At 60.8% G+C, this 20,481-nt stretch carries 15 protein-coding genes and 1 tRNA gene; 5 read left to right on the forward strand and 11 right to left on the reverse strand.

Annotated elements, in window-relative coordinates:
• Positions 1–43 precede the first annotated feature (43 nt).
• Complete coding sequence (locus tag H0193_RS01305; RefSeq protein WP_181888219.1) at positions 44–634, reverse strand: hypothetical protein; 591 nt, start codon at positions 632–634, stop codon at positions 44–46.
• A gap of 1,007 nt (positions 635–1,641) precedes the next feature.
• On the opposite strand from H0193_RS01305, the gene cmtR reads away from it, so the two are divergent.
• Together cmtR and H0193_RS01315 are read left to right on the forward strand one after the other, a co-directional pair.
• Entirely contained in the window at positions 1,642–2,001 is a 360-nt protein-coding gene (cmtR, locus tag H0193_RS01310; RefSeq protein ID WP_181888220.1) for a Cd(II)/Pb(II)-sensing metalloregulatory transcriptional regulator CmtR, read from the forward strand.
• Complete coding sequence (locus H0193_RS01315) at positions 2,001–2,600, forward strand: cadmium resistance transporter (protein ID WP_200803038.1); 600 nt, start codon at positions 2,001–2,003, stop codon at positions 2,598–2,600. The genes cmtR and H0193_RS01315 overlap by 1 nt, the downstream gene beginning before the upstream one ends.
• A gap of 1,188 nt (positions 2,601–3,788) precedes the next feature.
• On the opposite strand, the gene H0193_RS01320 is transcribed toward H0193_RS01315, so the two are convergent.
• A complete protein-coding gene (locus tag H0193_RS01320) occupies positions 3,789–4,586 on the reverse strand; it encodes a hypothetical protein (protein ID WP_181888222.1) in 798 nt (265 codons plus the stop codon).
• A gap of 960 nt (positions 4,587–5,546) precedes the next feature.
• The gene (locus tag H0193_RS01325; RefSeq protein WP_181888223.1) at positions 5,547–6,896 is read right to left on the reverse strand and encodes an IS256 family transposase; all 1,350 of its coding nucleotides are present in this window, start codon (positions 6,894–6,896) and stop codon (positions 5,547–5,549) included.
• A 90-nt stretch (positions 6,897–6,986) separates the two neighbouring features.
• Between H0193_RS01325 and H0193_RS01330 the strand changes: the two genes are divergently transcribed.
• Positions 6,987–8,147, forward strand: a complete 1,161-nt coding sequence (locus H0193_RS01330; protein ID WP_272899121.1) for an AlbA family DNA-binding domain-containing protein — start codon at positions 6,987–6,989, stop codon at positions 8,145–8,147.
• A gap of 85 nt (positions 8,148–8,232) precedes the next feature.
• On the opposite strand, the gene H0193_RS01335 is transcribed toward H0193_RS01330, so the two are convergent.
• The 3 genes from H0193_RS01335 to H0193_RS01345 form a co-directional block, all read right to left on the reverse strand.
• The gene (locus H0193_RS01335; RefSeq protein WP_181888224.1) at positions 8,233–8,676 is read right to left on the reverse strand and encodes a hypothetical protein; all 444 of its coding nucleotides are present in this window, start codon (positions 8,674–8,676) and stop codon (positions 8,233–8,235) included.
• 61 nt (positions 8,677–8,737) lie between these two features.
• Positions 8,738–11,335 (reverse strand): DEAD/DEAH box helicase, encoded by a 2,598-nt coding sequence (locus H0193_RS01340; RefSeq protein ID WP_181888225.1) that lies wholly within the window; start codon positions 11,333–11,335, stop codon positions 8,738–8,740.
• 2 nt (positions 11,336–11,337) lie between these two features.
• Positions 11,338–13,341 carry a site-specific DNA-methyltransferase gene (locus tag H0193_RS01345; RefSeq protein ID WP_181889563.1) on the reverse strand — a complete coding sequence of 668 codons (2,004 nt, stop codon included), beginning with the start codon at positions 13,339–13,341 and terminating at the stop codon, positions 11,338–11,340.
• Positions 13,342–13,942: 601 nt separating this feature from the next.
• On the opposite strand from H0193_RS01345, the gene H0193_RS12490 reads away from it, so the two are divergent.
• Together H0193_RS12490 and H0193_RS01355 are read left to right on the forward strand one after the other, a co-directional pair.
• Positions 13,943–14,320: a zinc-ribbon domain-containing protein gene (locus tag H0193_RS12490; protein ID WP_181888226.1), complete on the forward strand. Its 378-nt coding sequence runs from the start codon at positions 13,943–13,945 to the stop codon at positions 14,318–14,320.
• Positions 14,321–14,356: 36 nt separating this feature from the next.
• On the forward strand, positions 14,357–15,292 hold the full coding sequence (locus H0193_RS01355) for a zinc-ribbon domain-containing protein (protein ID WP_181888227.1): 936 nt from the start codon (positions 14,357–14,359) through the stop codon (positions 15,290–15,292).
• A gap of 48 nt (positions 15,293–15,340) precedes the next feature.
• Here the strand turns inward: H0193_RS01355 and H0193_RS01360 are convergent.
• The 5 genes from H0193_RS01360 to H0193_RS01380 all read right to left on the reverse strand — a co-directional run bounded on the left by H0193_RS01360 (position 15,341) and on the right by H0193_RS01380 (position 20,398).
• Positions 15,341–15,417: transfer RNA gene (locus tag H0193_RS01360), tRNA-Arg, on the reverse strand.
• A 208-nt stretch (positions 15,418–15,625) separates the two neighbouring features.
• Positions 15,626–16,300 (reverse strand): LutC/YkgG family protein, encoded by a 675-nt coding sequence (locus H0193_RS01365; protein WP_181888228.1) that lies wholly within the window; start codon positions 16,298–16,300, stop codon positions 15,626–15,628.
• Complete coding sequence (locus H0193_RS01370) at positions 16,301–17,854, reverse strand: LutB/LldF family L-lactate oxidation iron-sulfur protein (protein ID WP_181888229.1); 1,554 nt, start codon at positions 17,852–17,854, stop codon at positions 16,301–16,303.
• The gene (locus H0193_RS01375) at positions 17,851–18,636 is read right to left on the reverse strand and encodes a (Fe-S)-binding protein (RefSeq protein WP_181888230.1); all 786 of its coding nucleotides are present in this window, start codon (positions 18,634–18,636) and stop codon (positions 17,851–17,853) included. Before H0193_RS01375 ends, H0193_RS01370 begins: the two co-directional genes overlap by 4 nt.
• A gap of 91 nt (positions 18,637–18,727) precedes the next feature.
• Positions 18,728–20,398: an L-lactate permease gene (locus tag H0193_RS01380; protein WP_181888231.1), complete on the reverse strand. Its 1,671-nt coding sequence runs from the start codon at positions 20,396–20,398 to the stop codon at positions 18,728–18,730.
• Between the last annotated feature and the right edge of the window lie 83 nt (positions 20,399–20,481).

Here is a 20,481-nt window from a genome sequence, read left to right on the forward strand (position 1 = left end):
TAAAGGCGGGGGCTTCGGTCCGCCTTAGGTCAGAGATTGCGCATCATTCGAGGTTGTCATCTTCTTCCCTGCGAACAGTCCTGACAAACTTTCCTAGGAATTGAAAAACTGGGGGCGCGAGGAAGACACCAGCCAGCCACTCAGAACCCCCGCCGAAGTAAACGGCCAAGGCAGCGCCGATCGAGGCCAGAAACATGCCGAAACTCAAGTATTGACCACGTTTGAGAGCGTCCACATCCCCTTTGGCAAGCCACTCTTTCTCGTGGTTCGAGGCTGCAATGCTTTGTTCCGCCATTCGCATTGCACGATCGGCAAAAGTGGGGTCAACTTGTCGGTAAGCTTCCAGCGTCTCCGGTGCTGGTGCAGGGGCACTCCACAGGTACGCGGAACTTGCAATCTGGCGGGTGACCTCCTCGACGAGTTCAGCGTCAATTACTTCGCCGGGAGAACCGTCCGAATGCTCTTGTCCATTGCGTTGAACGTCACTTTCCACCCGTTGTAAATCGTCGCCCGGGGATCGTTGGCCTTCATGCGTGCCTGCGTTCGCAGCGGGCGAGGGTTCGTCTCCATGACGTCCACTCCCCGGCGGCGTGCTCGACCGGCGGCGCTCATCATCTTGAGAGTCATCGTTCATGCACCTGCTTCCTTCCGGTAATGGCATTATCCACGACTGTTCGGGCTGTGGAGTCTAGGGTTAATTGAACCACAATTAGTTCCTCACCGGCATGCAGAACCCCGATTGTGCACGCCGGCGAATCATTTCGCGCCAGATTGAATGTTGTCGGGGTCAGTCTCTCCGAAAGTCACCCGATTTGAAAGCAGGGTTAAATCTGGCAGCGTTTCCTGAATTGAACGGGAAAAGAAACCAGAACCCCTGCTCGGAGCTTTCAGTAAACTCCCCGACCAGTTGTAGCGGGTTCGTGGCTACACCCCGGTTACACCGGGTTCCGACTCCGGTTACACAACAGAAGTCAATTATATGACGTGAGCAGGAGCGCTCCTTAGAGCGGGAAGTCAGGAAATTCCGCTTCCGCCTCTTCCTACCTCTCGGCAAGCTCCACGCTCCACCGTGAACGCTCGACAAGCTCGTCAAAGGTGAGCACCTCCGGTGACTTGCGGTTCGAGCGGAAACTTTCAAAGCTACGGAACTTCGAGCCAATTCGGTTGCCTTGGGCGCGGCACACAAATCGCACATGGGCCGATCATCAGAAACGAGCGTGGTTCAACCAAGTATGCACCGTCGCCAGTGTTGTCTCCCTCGTTGTCCCTCTCGGCAATCCATCCGGCAAGGCTCTCCTTGGCGGCGCGAACCGTCGTCGAACCCCGATGTGTCCCCGCTGCAAACGGGAATCGAGTCGAGGCTGCGGATGAGGTAGATAAGTTTGTTCGAGCCTTCCCGGTTCAAGATGATGAGGCCATCGAGTTTTGTCCCGTTCGGATCATTGCTTGGGGCCTGAAAACCGATCTCCCGAACTACGCCAGGCTCGTGCGCAACTTGAATCTCGAGCCGGCGACGCTGTTTTCGCAACTTTGCCGGAATCTCTGCCAGCTCTGCTCCTTCCACTGTCTCTTGAGCAGCACACACAGCTGCACCGCTACATCGGGTTTGACACGTTCAGCGCTCGCTGTATAGTTCAGTGCATGCTGACTATTGCTTCGCGTCTCGACGTGATGAACCGCCTGGGTCGTGCACTGGCCGACCCCACTCGATCCCGGATCATCTTAACCCTGCTCGACCATCCCGCTTACCCGGCGGAACTGGCTCGAGCTCTGGACCTGACACGCTCGAATGTGTCCAACCACCTGGCATGCCTGCGCGATTGTGGGATCGTCGTCTCCGAGCCCGAGGGGCGTCGGACGCGATACGAGATCGCCGATCCGCACCTGGCGCAGGCGCTGACTACATTGGTCGATGCCACCTTGGCAGTAGACGAAGATGCCCCGTGCATGGATCCCGCCTGCACGCTTCCCGGATGCGATGTAGCTGGGGTGGGCGCGTAATGCTCACCACGGTCTTGCAGGCGATAGGCCTGTTCGCAGCTACCAACATCGACGACATCATCGTGCTCTCCCTCTTCTTCGCGCGAGGGGCAGGCCAGAGCGGCACCACCGCCCGTATTCTGGCCGGCCAGTACCTCGGATTTGCCGGCATCCTCGTCGCCGCGATCCTCGTGACCATCGGCGCCGGAGCATTTCTGCCCCCGGCAGCTATTCCATACTTTGGTCTCATCCCGCTGGGCATCGGCCTCTGGGCCGCATGGGAGGCCTGGCGCGGAGACGATGACGACGATGACGACGAGGCCAAGGTTGCCGGCAAGAAGGTCGGCGTGGGGACAGTCGCAGGCGTCACTTTTGCCAATGGCGGCGACAACATCGGTGTCTACACCCCTGTCTTCCTCAGCGTGGAGCCTCTCGCAGTAGTCGCCTACTGCGTTATCTTCCTCGCGCTCGTTGCGGTCCTGGTGGCCCTGGCAAAGTTCGTCGCCACCCGCCCCCCGATCGCGGAAGTGCTCGAACGCTGGGAGGACATCCTCTTTCCCATCGTTCTCATCGGCCTCGGCATCGTGATCCTCGTCAGCGGCGGAGCTTTCGGGCTCTGACATAGCAGCAGTGTTCCAACGGCGGTTGCGTCCCTTAGTGTTGTGTAACGCTTGCCGATGGGACTTGACCTCTGGCATGTGCAGTGCGGTCTGCTCCCAGGCCTCTATTACCGTGCAGAACACGCCCGAGGACGGTGCGAAGTACCTCAACCAGGGCGCGCCCTACGGCACGAAGGAGGGGCAGGAGCAGTACCACCGTCGCAACACCATTGAGTCTCGCAATGACCGCGTGAAGTCCTCCCGGCACCAGGGACACGGCGACCCCACCATGCGGCTTATGCGTGGTTGGGCAGCCCAGGCCATTTCGGCTGTCATGTCCGTCGTTGCGGCCAACATTGGTTTGCTGTCGGCGGAGTCTCGCTGGCGCTTCCCGAAGAAGCCCACGCCTCCCACGACCCCTCCTGACGGGCGCAAGACCCGCGGCCGCGACGAGACTGGCACCGACGCTTTTCCCCAACGCGCCACCGCTTGCGGCATAGACCGACCAAGGCCACCGGCTGGTCCTCAAACAACGAGGACGAAGCCCGTGGCCGAGAGGTCGTGGGCGAGTGCCGAAATTCGGCCCAAAACGGCGTTCAGACGAAGAAAAATGACCCCTCCGAACGAGCGGAGCGGGTCATTTTTGTGTTCGCGGCCGTTTTTCTTCGGCCGGCAGGAGGTTTCGTGAAAAGATTGGAACAGTTTCGTGAAACCCCCTGGTCGGGGCTTTCAGTAAACTCCCCAACCTCTAGACTCGCCGCCGCTTACGCGGCGGCTTACACGTTTTCCGTCGCTTCCTTACACAGCCCGCAACGACCCCCGACCCGGAAACCGCAGTCGAACTTCGTGACGTTTCCCGCCTCGAACCCCGCCGCGGAACCCGCCGCCTTTCCCGCAGACCCCCGACCCGGAGCCCGTCTCGTTTGCCGGACCGGGCGGACGTGTCGTAGCGGGGTGCGCCGCGGCCACCGCCCCGAGGCTCGTCTCGGTGTCCGGTGGGGTTCGCTTCGAAGTCCCGTTGCGGTATTCGACCCGGTTGCCGGACCGGGCACGTTTGCACGCTTCGGAGTCCGACACGTTTGCCGGAGCGGTTGCCGACACGGAAGCGGGGTGCGTTGCGGTGGCGGTTGTCGTTACGAGGGTCGGGGCGGAAAGCGCGGCGCGCGGGGACATTGAACTACCTGCGTGCCTGGTGGCTTTCTGCCTTCGTCAGCCCTTCTCGTGACGTTCGAGCTCTGCTTCGCACCGGTCGCCCAAGTCGGTGAACGTTTCGACATGTGCCGAAACGAGGCTTGTTGTGACGAGCTCCGACTCGAACAAGTCGCGAATGGTCTGCGGCTTGCCCGTGTTCCACTGGTCGGCAAGTTTGTCGAAGTCTTTCTTGGTCAGCGGCCGGCGTTTGACCACCCGGGTGACGTTTGCGAGCTTTTCGAACCACACGCGCCTGGACTGGTGTTCGGCGGAGGCTATCTCATTGCCAACGAACCAGTCGCCGTGGACAAGGGTGTTGCGAAAGTCGATGGGGTCTTTCGTGTCGGCTGCAAGCTCGCGGCACGCCCCGCACTCCGCATTGTCTTCGAGGTAGCCGCGCATCCGGCCGAATGACGTGTGCGCGAGGTGAGTGGCGTTGCCGAATTGGGTGTTGCCGAAGTGGATTTCGCACAGGTCGGCCATGAGGTTCTCGACGCGGGAGGCGGCCAGGACAAGTAGCGCGAACTGTGTGAGGAAGTCTTCGTGGAACTTCTCCAAATACGGCAACGGGTCGTTGTCGCCGACGACGTCAACGTATTGCTGCGCGAGATTGTGCGCTGCTTCGACAGCCGGTGCGAGTGACGTTGCGGCTTTCGCTGCCTCGGCGAACTCGGCAAACGTTTCGTCAAGCGAGTGCTTCAGCGCCGCGCCGGTGACCTGGTCCCAGACGTCATTTCCGAGCAGGGTTTTCACGTCGGGTACCGGGGCGATATACCGCGACGGGTCGAGTGACGGGGCGGCTGCTAAGGCTTTCATCTGATAGTCAACGAGGTTTGGGAGCAAGGACTTCCACTGTTGCGAATAGGCGTTCGTGGCGTGAGCGAGAAGCCCCGATCTGGTGGCGTCCTGAAGCGACTTGAAGAGGTGTTCGTTGTGGAAATTCCGAAGCGAGTTATTCGCGGCGTGAGCCGCTGCGGTGAGCGCGTCGGGGTACGAGGCGTCGTAAAGTGTGCAAACTTCTCGGCCAGTGAGAATGCCGGGTTGGTGGGATCGAAGGTGGCGGAGGCGGGGTTGGGGTTGTCGGGTGCTCGGGCTCGGGGTCTATGGGGTCGTCGGTGCGGGGTTCCGGTTCGTCGTTGGGCGGGTTGGTGGCGTTGTCCTGGTTGGGGTTGTCGGGGTCGGGCTCGTTGCGGGGTACGTCTGACATGCCCTAACTATGCCTGTCCTGGGTGATATGGTGCGGGAAATTAGAACAGAATTGCTATTGATGCGTATTCGGAGTGAGGAGTAGGTAAAGCGAACGAACCGTCTACCAGCCCCGCTGATCTCAAATCTGACCAGATGCACACGGTTCGACGTCAGGCTAGGACACCACTCTGATCGGGGGCTCAGACCTACGGGGGCTAGGACTGGGCACTGCGTGTCTTTGTGTCACGGGACAGGAGCTAACCGGCCTCCGGGGGCGCCATCGCGGTTGACCAATAGGCGGGATGAAGGGGGCTCTTTTGCCGCGCATCCCCACATGGACAACGTTGTAGCGGAATGGTCTGAGAAGAGATCGCCGTCCCTCGGCAAAAAAGCGTTGCTGGTGCAGTTTTTTCGCGGTGTGGAGTCGGCTAAACACATCGAGCTCATTTTTCGAGAGCAGTACCTACGCTGGGGTACATGTTCACTTCACTCCACCGAGCTTTGGGGCTATCCGCAGGTCCTATTACTGACGAAATGGTTACCCAAACCGTCAGAGAGTGTCCGATTTTTTGTGTGCGGGGGTTTGGTTTACAAGTAGTCCGCGAATCGGTCGGGGTAAGCCACGGCTAGTTGGTTGATGGCTTGTTTCCACCCGGTGGCTTTCGCTCCTTCAATATAGCCGTTGCATTCAACGTCGCGCTTTGCTTTCTTCGCTCGCTGCGCAGCGCGCTTGTCTTCGATGTTGCAGATCATCAGCCACAGCGTCTTCAGCGCCGCGGTATCGTTCGGGAACTGGCCCCTGTTGCGGGTAGCTTTACGCAGTTCAGCGTTGAGCGATTCGATTGAATTGGTGGTGTAGAGCACCCGGCGTGCCGCCGGCGGGAACTGCAGAAACGGCACGAACCGCTCCCAGGCGTCGCGCCAGACTTTGACCGACTGCGGGTATTTCCGGCCGAGTTCACTGGCTTCGAAAGCATCCAAGCTGGCTCGGGCGGTGTCCTCGTTGGTGGCCGTGTAGACCTCACGCAGCGCCCGGGAGACGGGTTTGCGGTCCTGGTAGGACACCCACCGGTTCGCAGCCCGAATCAGGTGCACAATGCAGGTCTGCACCATGGAATTCGGCCAGGTGGCTTCCACGGCTTCCGGCAAGCCCTTGAGCCCGTCGCAGCACACGATGAACACGTCCTGGACACCGCGGTTGGCCAGATCCGCGCACACCGATGCCCAGAATGCAGCGCCTTCGTTGTCGGCGATCCACAATCCCAGGATGTGCTTGATGCCGTCCATGTCGACTCCAACCGCCATGTAGCAGGCTTTGTTGACCACGCGGTGGCCGTCACGGATTTTCACGCGTAGCGCGTCGAGGAAGATCACCGGGTAAAACTCGTCGAGCTGGCGGTTTTGCCAGATCATGACCTCGTCTAACACCGCGTCGGTAATGGTGCTGATCGTATCCGGGCTCATATCCACCCCGAGCGTGGTCACGAGGTGATGCTGGATATCGCGCACTGTCATCCCGCCGGCGTATAGCGAGACGATCATGTCGTCGAGTTCTGTGAGCCGGCGTGCACCCTTGGGCACCATCCGGGGAGTAAACGTGCCGGCACGATCCCTGGGCACGGTCACTTCTACCGCGCCGTAGCCAGAATTGACGGTCTTGGTGTACGACCCGTTGCGGTGATTGCTGCCCTGCGCGGTCTCCACCTGGGCTTTGGACTTGCGGTCGGAATGGCTATAGCCCAAGTGCGCATCCATCTCCGCCTGCAGACCAGCGTTGATCGATGCCTGCAGCAGGCCTTTGACCAGCTCGCTGGCATCATCAGCGGAGGTCGACAGCTCGCTGATCAAGCTGGCAAGCTCAGGATTTTCCATCAGCTTCTCGCTGATCTCATTGACCCTCGCCGGGTCATGGTTTTTCTTCGGTGACACCGTAGTCATTATCGGTGAAACTCCTTCTAGATCAGAGCCTCACACACAAACTTCCTGACACCCTCAACCGTCACGAACAGTATCCCAGAGTCCGAGTCTCTGGACTTCAAACGTTCTCTGCCTCCAAAGGAGTCGCTCGTCCAATCAGATGTGAAGAAGGACTTAGCGGCCATGGCCAACTACGGAGGTGGGGTGCTCGTCTACGGTGTGACGGACAATAACAGTCGTGCGGGCAGCCGCCTAGATGTCGGCGAGGTCGATGACAACTACATCCAGGCTTACCAGCGTGTTGCCTACAACCATGTTACGCCCCCGTTGCACAACGTTGAACTCATTCCCCTCGGTTCGGATGACGGCCCGAGAGCCCTAGTGGTCGTAGTACCGGCAAGCCATCAAGTGCCTCACATGCTCATTGACAAGGACAGGAAATTTCACGTCCCGGTTCGCCACGGAGCGGACACCGGCTGGCTTCCCGAGTCGGAAATCGCGCGTCTCTACCAGCAGCGATTCGTCGCATCCCGTGAGCGGCGCCAGATGCTGCTGGATCTCTATGGGCGTACCTGTGACATGTGCGCACCAGATGGCTATTGGGCGGTTACCGTCGCACGGCCCGTCACGAAAACTGTGACGGAGCCTATGGAAAACCAGGACGTGAGCCAGTTCGTCAACCGGCTTGTGAACCAGCGGGACAATCTGTGGCGGTACACGCGCCCTGAAACGCCGCTCGGGGCGTATTTCAGTAACGCTTACCCACGCCGAGGGTTTCGTAGTTGGCGCTACGTCCTACTAGCTGACGAGACGAACCGTCCCGAGTCGTACCTAGGCTTCCACGACGACGGCTCGGTGTCCGCTCTGGTGAACCTTCCGGTGACGGAGGAAAACGGAACGGCGGTTGCTGCGTTCTTCATCGAGACGTTTGTGGCCGATGTCATGCTTGCTGTCCGCGGGATGAGTAAACGTAGTGGCAGTGGCGTGTACGACTTGAAGTTCGGGATTGAGTGGGAAGGTAGCGAGCCGCTTCGTCTACACAGACAGCATGAGTTCGCTACTTTCGACCCGCTGCCCGTGTCGAGGTTCGTTCCGGTTGACGCGACGGTCGATTTCTCGGATGACAACGTCTTCTTCGATCATGTCGAGGCGATTGGTCAAGATTGTCTCAACCAGGCAGGCATTGTCTCGCTCAATGTCATCCCGCGTGGACGCGAGCACCTTGCCCAGGTTCTGGAGTGGTTCCCGGACCAGCTAGGTTCCGACGAATAACTAGTCAGGTAATACTTACACCTAGTGGGTTTGGCACTGCTCCTCGAATTAGCCGCGCAATTCTGGGAGCTTCAGGACAAGTTTTCTAGGCGTTGTACAAAGCCACGAGCGGGACCCTCCAGTCTTCGTGGTCTTCGTGTATGAGTGGCTTGTCGCTATTTGCCCAAGCGGTCCAAAGCACGGGGAAGTCCTCGAAACGGTGAGTGTGCAGCCCGTTGAGGTCGAGGTACAAGGTGTTCGGATGCGTTTCGTTGTGGCTGCGTACCTCCTCTTTGGTTCGCAGCCACGCCAATTCGGCCCCGTCTTGAATCATGTCGCGAATTTCCGTGGCGGCAATTTTGCTCCGACCGCTCGTTGACCATTCGAGCTCCTCAGCAGCCTCCATAAAACCGACAAAGAACCTGTCCGTGGGCAGCGCGGTGGCGATAGTATGGCCTTCGTTTTCCATGATCCAACAGCCGTCTTCTCGCTGCTCAGCGATAATTGCTCGCGGGTAAGCATTGCCTTGGTGGTAGTAAATGTCTCGCATGGCCGCAGAGCATAGACCAAGTTGGGCGGCGGTCAGTTTCGCCCAACTTGGCATCCCGCGCTTAGAGGCTTGGCATCCGCTCCGTCACCGAACCGGCAACCAAGTCGGCCCACGAGTCGGAAGAGTCAATGTCATCCTCGTAGGCAATGAGGTAGCCCCAGGTCTGGTCCTCGTACTCCGGCATGCCTACGAGCTGGCGCACCACGCGCTCGGCGGCTGCTCGCTTGGCCTGGACGCGCTCGTCGTCGCGTCCGCGGTTCTCCTTGGCCTCGACAATCCAGTGGGTGCCGTCTTTGTCGTAGACCACGAAGTCTGGGACGTACGAGTTGTGCGGAGTGTAGGCCACCCGCGCGCCCTCGTGCGCGTAGATCCGCTTCCACCACACCACGTTCGGGTCGAGGTCGAGCAAAGCCGCCAGGCGGTACTCGCCGGTAAACGAGTCGAAGCGGGCGGCCTCGAACAGCCCCTTCTTCCAGGTGCCGTAGTATTCCGCGGTGCTAAAACCTGCCTTGCCCGCGCTCTTTTCCTGCCGGTCGAGCAGGTCGAGGATCTTCTTGTCGAGGTCGAGAGCGAACGAGTCGTCAATCGGGAGGGTAACCGGGTGGATCGACACGGTGGTCCCGGTCTGGGCGTTCGCCTTCCTGGACTCTTCGGCAATGAGCTCCTTGAGGTGGCGGGCCGCGGATTCCTTGGCCTTCTCCGTCCACTGCTCGATCTTCGTCGCTTCCATGAACGCTGGCACGATGCGGCGTTTGAGTTGACTGTTGTTTTCTGGGGTCGAGGCAACCGTTCCGGGACCCATGACGCGGCGGATGAGTTCCGCGGCGACTTGGGAAGGAGTCTGTTTGAAACTCGGTACCGCGGAGCGGTCGTCGTTGTCGAGTTCGATTTTGTTGCCCTCTTCTGCCACGCCGATCTTCGTACGAGCCAAGTACTCATCAGTATCGGTGACCTTGTCCGCTCGTTTCACAATGACGGAGTTCGGGAGGTCGACGAGTTCAAACTGTTTCTTCGTCTTCGTCATGGCCGACGACGGGAAGTCGAAGGTGGTGCCAGCGAACTTCTCGTTGACGTGGACAACGACCGGCGTGAATATCTCAACGCCCTTCGCAACGTCGTCTTCGTCGGTGAGTGCTCGTGTGCCCACAGTGCGGTCAACTGCTGGGGTGTCAGGACCGTCACCACGGGTGCGAGAGTCTTCGCCAGGCTGCACCGTGGTGCCAGTCTCGGCGATGTCGGTAGAGGGGTCGCCCGCGGTGTCAGTGCCAGCACCAGTTCCGGTTCCTGCGCCGGCGCCAACCTGCGGCGGATTAGTTGTGCCAGGCGGGGTGATGATCTCTTTGCCGTCGCCTTCTCGAACCGCGTTCTCGATGCCGAACTGCTTGAGCACGTTCTCACTTTCAAGCAGTTTGACGAAGGACTCGTGCGACAGAATGTCTAATTCGTCAATGGCCGGCACTTTAGTCAGCGCCCCGAACGGCAGGCGAAGGCCTCGGCCCATGACCTGCTGGGTGAGCACCTCAGAGCCCATTGTGCGAAGCGTACACATCACGGCAATGCGCTTGGTGTCCCAACCTTCGCGCAGCTTGTTGACCGAGACGATCACTCGTACCGGGGAGTTGTCCGTGTCGAGGTAGCGCAAATAGGACTGGGTAGCATTGTTGTTGTGCTCGTTGTCCACCTGGAGCACCGCAAGCGGGTCACCCACGAACCCTGGGCCGCGCAGGCGCTCGGCGATCTTGGTGGCGTGTGCCACGTCAGAGCAGACCACAAACAGCAGCGGTTTGGTCTGCTTTCCGTTCGGGTGTGTGGCCCTGTAGTTCGCGTACGCCTCCTCCTTGATAGCCAAAAGCGACAAAGCGTCTTGGAGCTGGCGGTCTTCCGAGGCGTAGCCCGATTCTCGGTAGACCAGCACCGGTTGTTTGACGTAGCCGTCCTGGATTGCCCGCCACAGCGGGTAGTGGTAGACAATGTCGTCGCCCTTGTCTGGCGAGGCCGTAAGCCCCACGGTCACGGCGGGTTTCAGCGAAGTCAGCGACTTGCGGAACGTCTTCGCAGTGGAGCCGAACAGGTGGGACTCGTCGGCAATGATGACCAAGTCTTCCGTGTCGATCAACCGTTGCGCCAGCGCGCCGGAGTCCTCCTGGAACTTCCACGTCTTGCGGCGCGCCGCTTCGTCCCCCGTAGCGACGTTCTTACCGCCGTCTTTCGGCGGGAAAAGCTGCTGGACATTGAAAACGTACAGCGTAGAGGCACCTTCGCCCACAAACAGGTCGGATGCGACGTTATCTGCTCGAAGGTTCGACACGTCACCCGGAGTGACAAGCCGAGGCGGAACGTCGAAGCCGCCAATGTAGCGGTGCGAGCCTTCCGTGAAGTCGAGAACGGTCTTGTCCTGCACCACCTTCGTCGGCGTGACCACCATGACGTTGGGGTGTCCCTGGCGGCGCAGGTACTCGATAAACGCGGCCATGACGTAGGTCTTGCCAGCACCCGTTGCGAGGTTGAGCACCAGCGGTTCTAAAGCGTCGTAGTCGCCTTTTTCGATTCGCTTCACCAATTCGGCAAGCGCTTCGGCGTTCGGTGCGCGGAGAGTGAACTTGTTCGAGAGTTCTGCAACCAGGTTTTCGTCGTAGGAGAGGTTCAATTTCTGTGCCATGGTTACTTCTCCTCCTCGGCAGCGTCGGAGTACGGGAAAATCTCAAGCGGGACGTGGACTACTCGCGAGCCATTCTTGAACGACCGGACATGCTCGCGGGCGAAGTCATCGACCACGGTCGCCGCGAACAGAACAGAGTGGCCGTCGGGGAGGTGGGACATGACTTCGTCAACCTTCTCCTCGTCAAGCACACCCTCGACAACGACCAAGTGCTCACGGCCACGCTTGCCGTCGAAGTGCAAGTCGTTCGGAGTGGGTGCAAAGCGAAGCTGTGCTGCCACAGAACGCACAAGCAGGTCGCCGGTGGCGTGCTCGGTCAGGGTGGTGAGTGCCACCTCCGGGTCGTAGTCGAAACAGGCCGGCTCAAGATGGGCGACCTGGAAGCCTCCGCCTCCTCGCCAGTTGACGACACCCTTGACCGGCTTGGTCTTGGTCATGGCCTTGAGTTGCTTGACCGCGGGGTTCTTCTTGAGCTCGTCGGCGTTCTTGATGGTCTTATTCAGCAGCGAGGTGAACTTCTGCGCTTCCTCCGGGGTAAGCCCCTCGGGCAGACCGTCCTCAGTAGCGTCCGCTCGGTCTTCCTTCTGAAGGGAGATGCCGCCCTGGTCCTCATTGTTTACGACCTTCTCCAGGCGTGGGCGGGTAAAGCGGTTGAACGTGTCCTCCACGAGTTCGCAGGTCACCCAACGGCGTCCCATCTTCTGGGCGACGGCGGCGGTGGTGCCGGAGCCGCCGAAGCAGTCGAGGACAATGTCGCCGGGGTCCGTGGCGACGTGGATAATTCGCTCTAGCAGGCGCTCCGGCTTCGGGGTGGAGAACGCCGCGGTGTCGGGGAACAGCGCACGGATTTCCTTCGCGGCGGTGTCAGTGTGGCCGACCTCGACGTGGGGCAGGAAGTTCGTGGCAAGTCGTCCCTCCGAGAGTGACAGCGAAACCTTACGACCAAAACCAGTGTCAGAAACAAAGAACTCGGGCCAATTACCAATCGACTTTCGGCGCATTGCTTGTGTCTTATCGCCCTGCCTTGAAGATTCGTCCACGACCAAGTCGCATACGTCGGACCGCAGTTTCTCAACAGGTATGCCAGTTCGCTTTGAGCGCGCGACAAGGTTAGGTGCTTCGCACCTGTAGTCGGCGTATTGTGACAGCGACTCCAGAAGTCGCTCTTGCCCAAAACACCACATTCTCCCGTAGGAGGGATAAATAAACTCGCCGGTAATTGGGTGCTGCACCGCAAACACGCTGGGGTGCTGCTTCTGTCCCGACATGTTACCTGGCGCCGTAGTGTCGGCGGTCTTCCACGGCCCGTTCCTGTCAAAATCCGGGTTCTTGTACCGTGCGTCCATCTCTGCTGTGCGCGCCAGCCGGTTAGGGACGAACCCGCCCTTGGAGTACACCAGAATCACGTCGGTTACGGAGGGAACACCTTTGGAGTCATTGCGCGGTGAATATGTCTTGTGCCAAATCGTCTCGGTGACAAAGTTCTCCGCCCCAAAAACCTCATCGAGCAACACCCTCATCCTGTGGTTCTCCACATCGTCAAGGTGAACCCAAATCGACCCATCCTCCGCCAGTAGGTCACGCATATGCAGCAGGCGGTCTCGCATCATGGTGAGCCAAACCGAGTGCTCCAGGTTGTCCTCGTAGTTGGCGAAGGTCTGCGCTGTGTTGAACGGCGGGTCAATGTAGATGCACTTGACCTTCCCGACATACTTCTCGGACCACTCGGGCATTCGCGTGAGTGCCTCCAGTACGTCGCCAGACTCGCCCAGAATGAGCAGGTTGTCCGACTGTGGTTCGAGGTCGGCACGTTCGGAGTAGGTGGTGCCCTCCTCCTTGTCCGCCCTCGTCCCGGCCACCGTCTCGTCAACCGTCAATACCCGCGTTTCGCAATACCTCGGGTCGCGTGGGTCTACCCAGGTGTAGCCGTAGCGGCCTTGCTCGGTGGGAATGAGTGCCTTGTTCTTGTTCGTCCAGGTCAGCTCAAGGCGTTGTTGTCTGCCCAACTGTGTCTCCTTCGCTAATCGGGTGTGTTTTTCGTCGCTTATCAGAGTAGCCGGGGGCACGACAGAGACCAGAGATAATGGGCTTTGCGGGCGAACATGCTTTCGAGTCGCACAACTCCGTTGCGTTCCATCCTCCGACACTTAAAGTAGGCGTATGGCAACGACCCAGGTGTGCAGTGCTGAGGGCTGCAAAGAGTTCGCGCTTTTTCGCACTCGAACAAAGCCAGCGTGGTGCGAGACGCACCTTGGCGACATATACGACCAGGCTGGCTTGCGGCTTCTCGAACCGTTTACAAAGCCCAAGGAGTATTTGCTTACCCGCTGCACCTACTGTGGCTTCGAAGGGCACTACCGCTTCGAATTCGTTTTGCAAACTGTCGGCCGGCACGAAAAGACTTGTCGAGCGTGCTACTGGCGAGGGTGGGCTCGTGACCAGCGTGCGCGACTACGCAAAGACTCGTCGCGGGAGTCTACTGAGCACGCCAGGGCCGCAGCGGAGGAAAATGGTTACACCTACCTTGGTCCGCTCACAGAACCATGCTTGGAAAACGACCCACATAAAGTGAAGTGCAAGCGCTGCGGGGTTATTACCGCGGAGCGGGTGGGTGACATTGGCTGGGGCTGCACCTGTGTGAAGTCCAACAAGACAGCAACGGCCGGCACTTCGAAGGCGGTGGGGTCCAACCTGGTCAAAAACGCCACAGACGAGTGTGTTTCCTGGTGGGACCACGAGAAGAACTCCGAGCAGTTGTGGCATACGGCGAAGAAGGGCTCCCGAAAGACGGCGTGGTGGACTTGTTCGAACGGGCACACGTTTGAGAGTCGAATTGATGAGATGTTCAAACGCGGCAGTTGCACGCAGTGCGACGAGGAGAAGTGGCGCGAGAAGAAGGCTCAGGATGCTATCCGCACTTTGGCCTGGCGGCTGGCTTACGCGTTCAGCTCCGTCGCGGACGTGCCAGAGCTCGCCGCTGCGTAGAACGAACCGGACATCGACCCGGCTGACGTTCCGGCGTTGTCGGAGCAGACGTTCACGTTCCGCTGCGAAAGGGGGCACACAATCCGCACAACGCCGCAGGGGGCGAGTCTCTACGAGTGCCGGAAGTGCATCGGGGTCAAGACTAGGGAGCGCAATCTTGCCGCCGCGAAAAGCGGTGCGGTGAAGTCCAGACTCACGCCGGAAATCACCTCGCAATGGCACCCGACGAAAAACGAGGGGCTACTGCTCGGGGCCATCCCACCGACGTCGACGCGCAATGTGTGGTGGCTCGACCCAGTGTGCGGGCACGAGTGGCAGGACGTAGTAGGAAACAGAGACAAGTACGAGCGCTACCGCTGCCCGTTCTGTGAGACCATCCTCGACTCACTCGCGTACCACTATCCGGACGTGGCCGCGCAGTGGTCAGAGCAAAACGACATCAGCCCGTGGCAGATCCGCCAGTATACGACTCAACTCGCACAACCACCGCTGTGGGTGTGCCCTGACAATCCTGAGCACACATGGCGTGCCATGCCGTCGAGGCTGGTAAACGGCGCAAGTTGCCCCGACTGTAAGACTGTCGGAAAGTCTGCCGTGGAACGTCTCTACGCAAAGGCAGCGAAGAAGATCTGGGGGAATGCCGCGTCAGGGCAGCGGGTGTACTCCGACTCGTTTACGAACCACTCGTCATGGAGCGTGGACGTGCTCGTTGAACTCCCTGATGGAAAGCAGCTCGGCATTGAGTACGACGGGTCCTACTGGCACAAGGACAAAACCCAGACCGACCTAGTGAAGACTCTTGACTTGCTGGGGCACGGTCTCATTCTGTGCCGCGTTCGAGAGCACCCCCTTCCCAGACTCGACGTCGAAAATCAGAACTACTTCGAGCTCACTGCGTACGCTGGCTCCAACGACCCGGAGCATGAATTGAAGGAGTTCGCAGAGGTGCTAACACAGCGCTTGGAACGCTGAAAAACACTTCGTGCCCCAAAGGGGGAGCAAGTGAACCGCCTGGTCAAGTGGTGTCCCCGACAGGATTCGAACCTGCGACCTTCGGTACCGGAAACCGATGCTCTAATCCACTGAGCTACGGAGACAATGCCGTCTAGGTTAGCACCCGGTATCACAGCCAACGAAATTGGAACGAACCCTAGGGTGACTCCCAGCTTGACCCCATGGATTTGCAACACCCATGTCGCATAATCATCTCTGCGCGCCGCGGGAACGGCGTGACACGGGAAACAATGACAGCGAAACGGCCGGCCCCGAAAGGGACCGGCCGTTTCGTTATGCCAGCTAAAGCGGCTACTTCACAACCATCACGATGAGGTCGCGCGGGCCGTGCACGCCCTCGACGCGCACGAGCTCGATGTCGGAGGTCGCGGACGGACCAGAGATCATGGTCGCCGGGCGCTCCGGATTGATGCGGGAGATCATCTCCGGCACGCCGAAGACGACGGTCTCAGGGCGCACGATGCAGATGTGGCGGTCCGGCACCAGGGACAGTGCGCGGCGGCCGCACACGTCGCCGGACTCCAGCACGATGGAGCCGGTCTGCGCGGAGGTGACCTGGGAATCGGTGATCACGGCGTCGACGTCGGAAAGCTCGCGCGGATCGGTGTCGTTGGAATCCGGGCGGGCGGTGCCAGCGAAGCCGTCGAAAAGCGAGGCGTCGAGGCCTGGCGCGTAGACGACCTCGTTGCACTTGCGGTCCGCGAGCACCTTGACGATGTCCTCGGCGAGGGTCGCCTCGGTGGTCTCCACAACGTCCGCCTTGTAGTCCACGAGGCGGTCGATGAGGATCTCGCGCAGGTCGTCGCCGGAGATATCGGAGGAGGTGTTGTAGTTGCGCACCACCTCGACGTGCTCCGGGGTGTTGGACAGCTGCTGTGCGTCGCGGATGCGCTTGAGGATCTCGCGCTTGGCGTCCTCGTTGCGGGCGTCGCGCGGGGCAGAATTACCGGTTACTCGAGTAGTCATTTACTTGTCCTCTTCCTCGAAACGCTTGCCGGTGACCTTCTGGCCCTCCGGGATGCCCTGCTCGCGGGCCTCGGCCAGCAGACGCTCTGCCTCCTCGGAGCCCCACCACTGGCGGAAGGACTTCTTCGGCGGCACGGCGACATCGCGGTACTCGGTCCAGCCGGAGATCGGCGGCGGCATGAGGTCGATCTTGCCGTTGAAGCCGCCGAGCACGCGGCCCAGGGCCACCATGCGCACAAGCTTGTCCCACACGCTGCTGTGGCCCCAGACCTGAGAGATGGTCGCGAACGCGGCCTTTTCCAGGTGGTTCGGCTCGTTCTTGGCCTTCTGGTAGCGCAGCTCCAGCAGGATGTCCGTGATCGGGATCTTCACCGGGCAGACCTCGTTGCAGCGGCCGCACAGGGAGGACGCGTACGGCAGGGAGCCGTTCGGGTCGTCCGAGGAGTCGATGCCGGTCAGCTGAGGGGTGATGATCGCGCCGATCGGGCCCGGGTAGGTGGAGCCGTAGGAGTGGCCGCCGGCACGCTCGTAGACCGGGCAGACGTTCAGGCAGGCGGAGCAGCGGATGCACTTCAGGGCCTCGCGGCCGATCTCGCTGGACAGCGCGGCGGTGCGGCCGTTGTCCAGGAGGATGATGTGGAAGTTCTGCGGGCCGTCGCCCTCGGTCACGCCGGACCACAGGGAGGTGTACGGGTTCATGCGCTCACCGGTGGAGGAGCGCGGCAGCAGCTGCAGGAACACGCCGAGGTCCTCGAAGTTTGGCAGCAGCTTCTCAATGCCCATGACGGTGATCAGGGTCTCCGGCAGGGTCAGGCACATACGGCCGTTGCCCTCGGACTCCACGATGGAGACGGTGCCGGTGTCCGCGCAACCGAAGTTGGCGCCGGAGATGGCCACCTTGGCCTCCATGAACTGCTGGCGCAGGAACTTGCGGGCGGCCTCGGCCAGCTCCGCCGGGTCCTGGGTCAGGGTCTCGTCCGTGTTCGGCATCTTCGCGGCGAAGATGTCGCGGATCTCCGCACGGTTGCGGTGGATCGCCGGGACAAGGATGTGGGAGGGGAAGTCCTCGCCGAGCTGCACGATGAGCTCAGCCAGGTCGGTCTCCTGCGCGAAGATGCCGGCCTTGTCCAGCTCTTCGTTCAGGGCGATTTCCTGGGTGGCCATGGACTTGATCTTGACAATCTTGTCCTCGCCGGTGGCCTTGACCAGGTCCTGGATGATCTCGTTGGCTTCTTTGGAGTCGCGCGCCCAGTGGACGTGGCCGCCGCGTTTGGTCACGTTCTCCTCGAACTGCTCGAGCAGCTCGGGCATGCGGGAAGCGACGTCGCGCTTGATGGTGGAACCTGCCTCGCGCAGATCCTGCCAGTCGTCCACCTCGTCCACGACAGCCTGGCGCTTCACGCGGATGGTGGTGGTGGCGTACTGGTAGTTGCGGCGCTTGGTTACGTCGTTGAGCTCGTGGTGCGCAGCTTTTTGGAACTTCTCCTTGCCGCGCAGGTGGGACGGGCCGTTCGCGTACGGCGGCATGGTGGGTTGACCGAGTGCGACCTTCACAGCATCTTCTCCTTCTTGTATGCCGCGGACGTCGGGGTCAGCGGGTGCTCCTTGGTGGAGGCGAGGATCTCCGCCATGTGCACAGCGCGGATGCCCTGGTGCTGGCGGGACATTGCGCCCGCGATGTTCATCAGGCAGGAGGAGTCGCCGGCGGTGACGTACTCGGCCTGGGTGTCCTTGATGTGGCGCACTTTGTCCGAGACCATGGCGGAGGAGACCTCCGGCATCTTCACGGAGAAGGTACCGCCGAAGCCGCAGCACTCCTCGGAGTTCTGCAGGTCCACCAGCTCCAGGCCCTCGACGTGGCGCAGCAGCTCGGTCGGGCGGTCGCCGACCTTGAGGAAGCGCAGGGAGTGGCAGGAGGAGTGGTAGGTCACGCGGTGCGGGAAGAAAGCGCCCACGTCGTAGGTGCCTGCGACGTCAACGATGAATTCGGAGAGGTCGTAGGTCTTCTTCGACGCGGTCTTCGCGCCGTCGACAAGCGCCTTGGAGCCAAAGCGCTCTGCAAGCTCGACGTGCTGCTCACGCACGGCGCCGGCGCAGGAGCCGGAGGGGGCGACCACGTAGTCGATCGACGGATCCGAGAAGGCGTCGACGTAGGTTTCGATGATCGGAAGGGCCTGCTCTTTATAGCCGGTGTTCACGTGCATCTGGCCGCAGCAGGTCTGCTGTTCGGGAAAGACAACGTCGTAGCCCAAGCGGGAAAGCACAATGGCCGTAGCCTTGTGCGCGTCGGGGAAGAGGGCGTCGCCGATACAAGTAGAAAACAGCGCTACTCGCATGTTCGGACTCCTAAAATTGTGAGATCACAGGGAAAAATGAAAGCCCCCGCAGGCTGTGATGACCTCGAGGGCTCCGATATTCGGTTGTCAGTTACGGAACGACCGGCGCAAGCACGCTCAGAACGTTCGACTGAAGGAAGACTATCACGCACACTGCAACCAAGAAGCCGAAGCTCCAGCCGACGACATTCTTGAAGATCTCGGATTCCTTGCCCTCCATGTTCACCGCGGTGGCGGCGATGGCGAGGGACTGCGGGGAAATCATCTTGCCCACAACACCACCGGTGGTGTTGGCTGCCAGCATGAGGTCCGGGTTGAGCCCCAGGTTGTTCGCGGCGGTGACCTGCAGGTTGGCAAACAGGGCGTTGGCGGAAGTGTCGGAGCCGGTCACAGCCACGCCAACCCAACCGAGGACCGGAGAGAAGAAGGCGAACGCCGGGCCGAGGTTGGCGAAGAACTCGCCGATGGTCACGGTCTGGCCGGAGTAGTTCATCACGTACGCCAGCGCCAGCACGAGCACGATGGTCAGCGCGGACCAGCGCATCTTCCACACAGTATCGGTGAATTCTTTGCCCACCTGGCCCCAGGTCAGGCTGTAGCGGCCGTTCTCGTTGAACACCATGTACGCCACGGACACGATCAGGGCGGAAATGACCAGCAGCGTGCCCGGGTTGTTGATCCAGGCGAAGTTGTAGTCGCTGTTGACGGTCTCACCTGCGGCGTCGAGAAGCTTGCCGTCCAGGCCCGGCCACGGGAAGGAGATCTTGAACTTGTTCAGCCAGTCCGGGATGGTGCTGCCCAGGTTGGCCAGACCGAAGATAACCACAACAACTGCGTACGGCATCAACGCCATCCACACACGGTGTCCTGGCAGTTCTGCTTCCTCGGTGCGCTCCGGGAGTTCGAGGCGCTGGCGCATCTCGTTGATGCCCTTCGGCTGCCAGAAGCGCAGCAGCAGGAACGCCGCGCCGAGCGCGACGATGCAGGCGACGACGTCGGTGAGCTGGTAGGCGAAGTAGTGGGAGGTCCACCACTTGGCCACGGCGAAGGTCAGGCCGATGGTGAACGCGGCCGGTGCGGTTTCGCGCACGCCGCGCTTGCCGTCGATGATCAGCGCGATGATGAAGGGGACGAAGAACGCCAGGATCGGGGTCTGGTTACCGATGATCGCCGCGATGTTCTCGGTCTGCTCGACCGTGCGGCCGCCGACCTCGCCGGCGGTGGTGATCGGAATGCCCACGGCGCCGAACGCGACCGGGGCGGTGTTGGCGAGCAGCACCACGGTGGCGGCCTTCAGCGGCGGGATGCCCAGCGCGAGGATCATGGTGGCGGTAATGGCTACCGGCGCGCCGAAACCGGCGAGCGCCTCAAGCAGGCCGCCGAAGCAGAACGCGATGAGCATCGCCTGGATGCGCACGTCGCCGTTGCCCATCTTGTCGAAGACCAGGCGCAGGTCTTCGAAGCGGCCGGAGGCGACGGTGATCTGGTAGAACCAGATGGCCGTCAGGATCACGAAGACGATGGGGAACAGGCCGAACAGGCCGCCGCGGAAGGCCGAGGAGATGGCCATGCCGGTGGGCATATTGAAGCCGAGGATGGCTACCAGCAGCGCAACAACGAGCGCGACGGCGCCGGAGGTGTGTGCGCGGGCCTTCAGGCCGAGCAGCATGATGAAGAAGGTGAGCAACGGCAGGGTGGAAACCAGTGCCGAAAGGCCCACGCTGCCACCGATTGCGTCGGTGAACACTTGGAATTGATCCATGGGGGAGGCTCTTTCGAGTCAGTACGGGCAATGACTGGGAAACAATATGCCACCATAACCCCGGAAGTGACCAATAGAGGGGT

It is taken from the genome of Corynebacterium haematomassiliense, assembly GCF_013978595.1.
Taxonomy (GTDB): domain Bacteria; phylum Actinomycetota; class Actinomycetes; order Mycobacteriales; family Mycobacteriaceae; genus Corynebacterium; species Corynebacterium lehmanniae.

Coding starts and splice junctions, on each gene's coding strand:
- H0193_RS01335 (WP_181888224.1), bottom strand. CDS start 8,676: ATGCGAGACATTTACTACCACCAAGGCAATGCTTACCCGCGAGCAATT.
- H0193_RS01380 (WP_181888231.1), bottom strand. CDS start 20,398: ATGGATCAATTCCAAGTGTTCACCGACGCAATCGGTGGCAGCGTGGGC.
- H0193_RS01305 (WP_181888219.1), bottom strand. CDS start 634: ATGAACGATGACTCTCAAGATGATGAGCGCCGCCGGTCGAGCACGCCG.
- H0193_RS01320 (WP_181888222.1), bottom strand. CDS start 4,586: ATGAAAGCCTTAGCAGCCGCCCCGTCACTCGACCCGTCGCGGTATATC.
- cmtR (WP_181888220.1), top strand. CDS start 1,642: ATGCTGACTATTGCTTCGCGTCTCGACGTGATGAACCGCCTGGGTCGT.
- H0193_RS01340 (WP_181888225.1), bottom strand. CDS start 11,335: ATGGCACAGAAATTGAACCTCTCCTACGACGAAAACCTGGTTGCAGAA.
- H0193_RS01325 (WP_181888223.1), bottom strand. CDS start 6,896: ATGACTACGGTGTCACCGAAGAAAAACCATGACCCGGCGAGGGTCAAT.
- H0193_RS01365 (WP_181888228.1), bottom strand. CDS start 16,300: ATGACTACTCGAGTAACCGGTAATTCTGCCCCGCGCGACGCCCGCAAC.
- H0193_RS01375 (WP_181888230.1), bottom strand. CDS start 18,636: ATGCGAGTAGCGCTGTTTTCTACTTGTATCGGCGACGCCCTCTTCCCC.
- H0193_RS01315 (WP_200803038.1), top strand. CDS start 2,001: ATGCTCACCACGGTCTTGCAGGCGATAGGCCTGTTCGCAGCTACCAAC.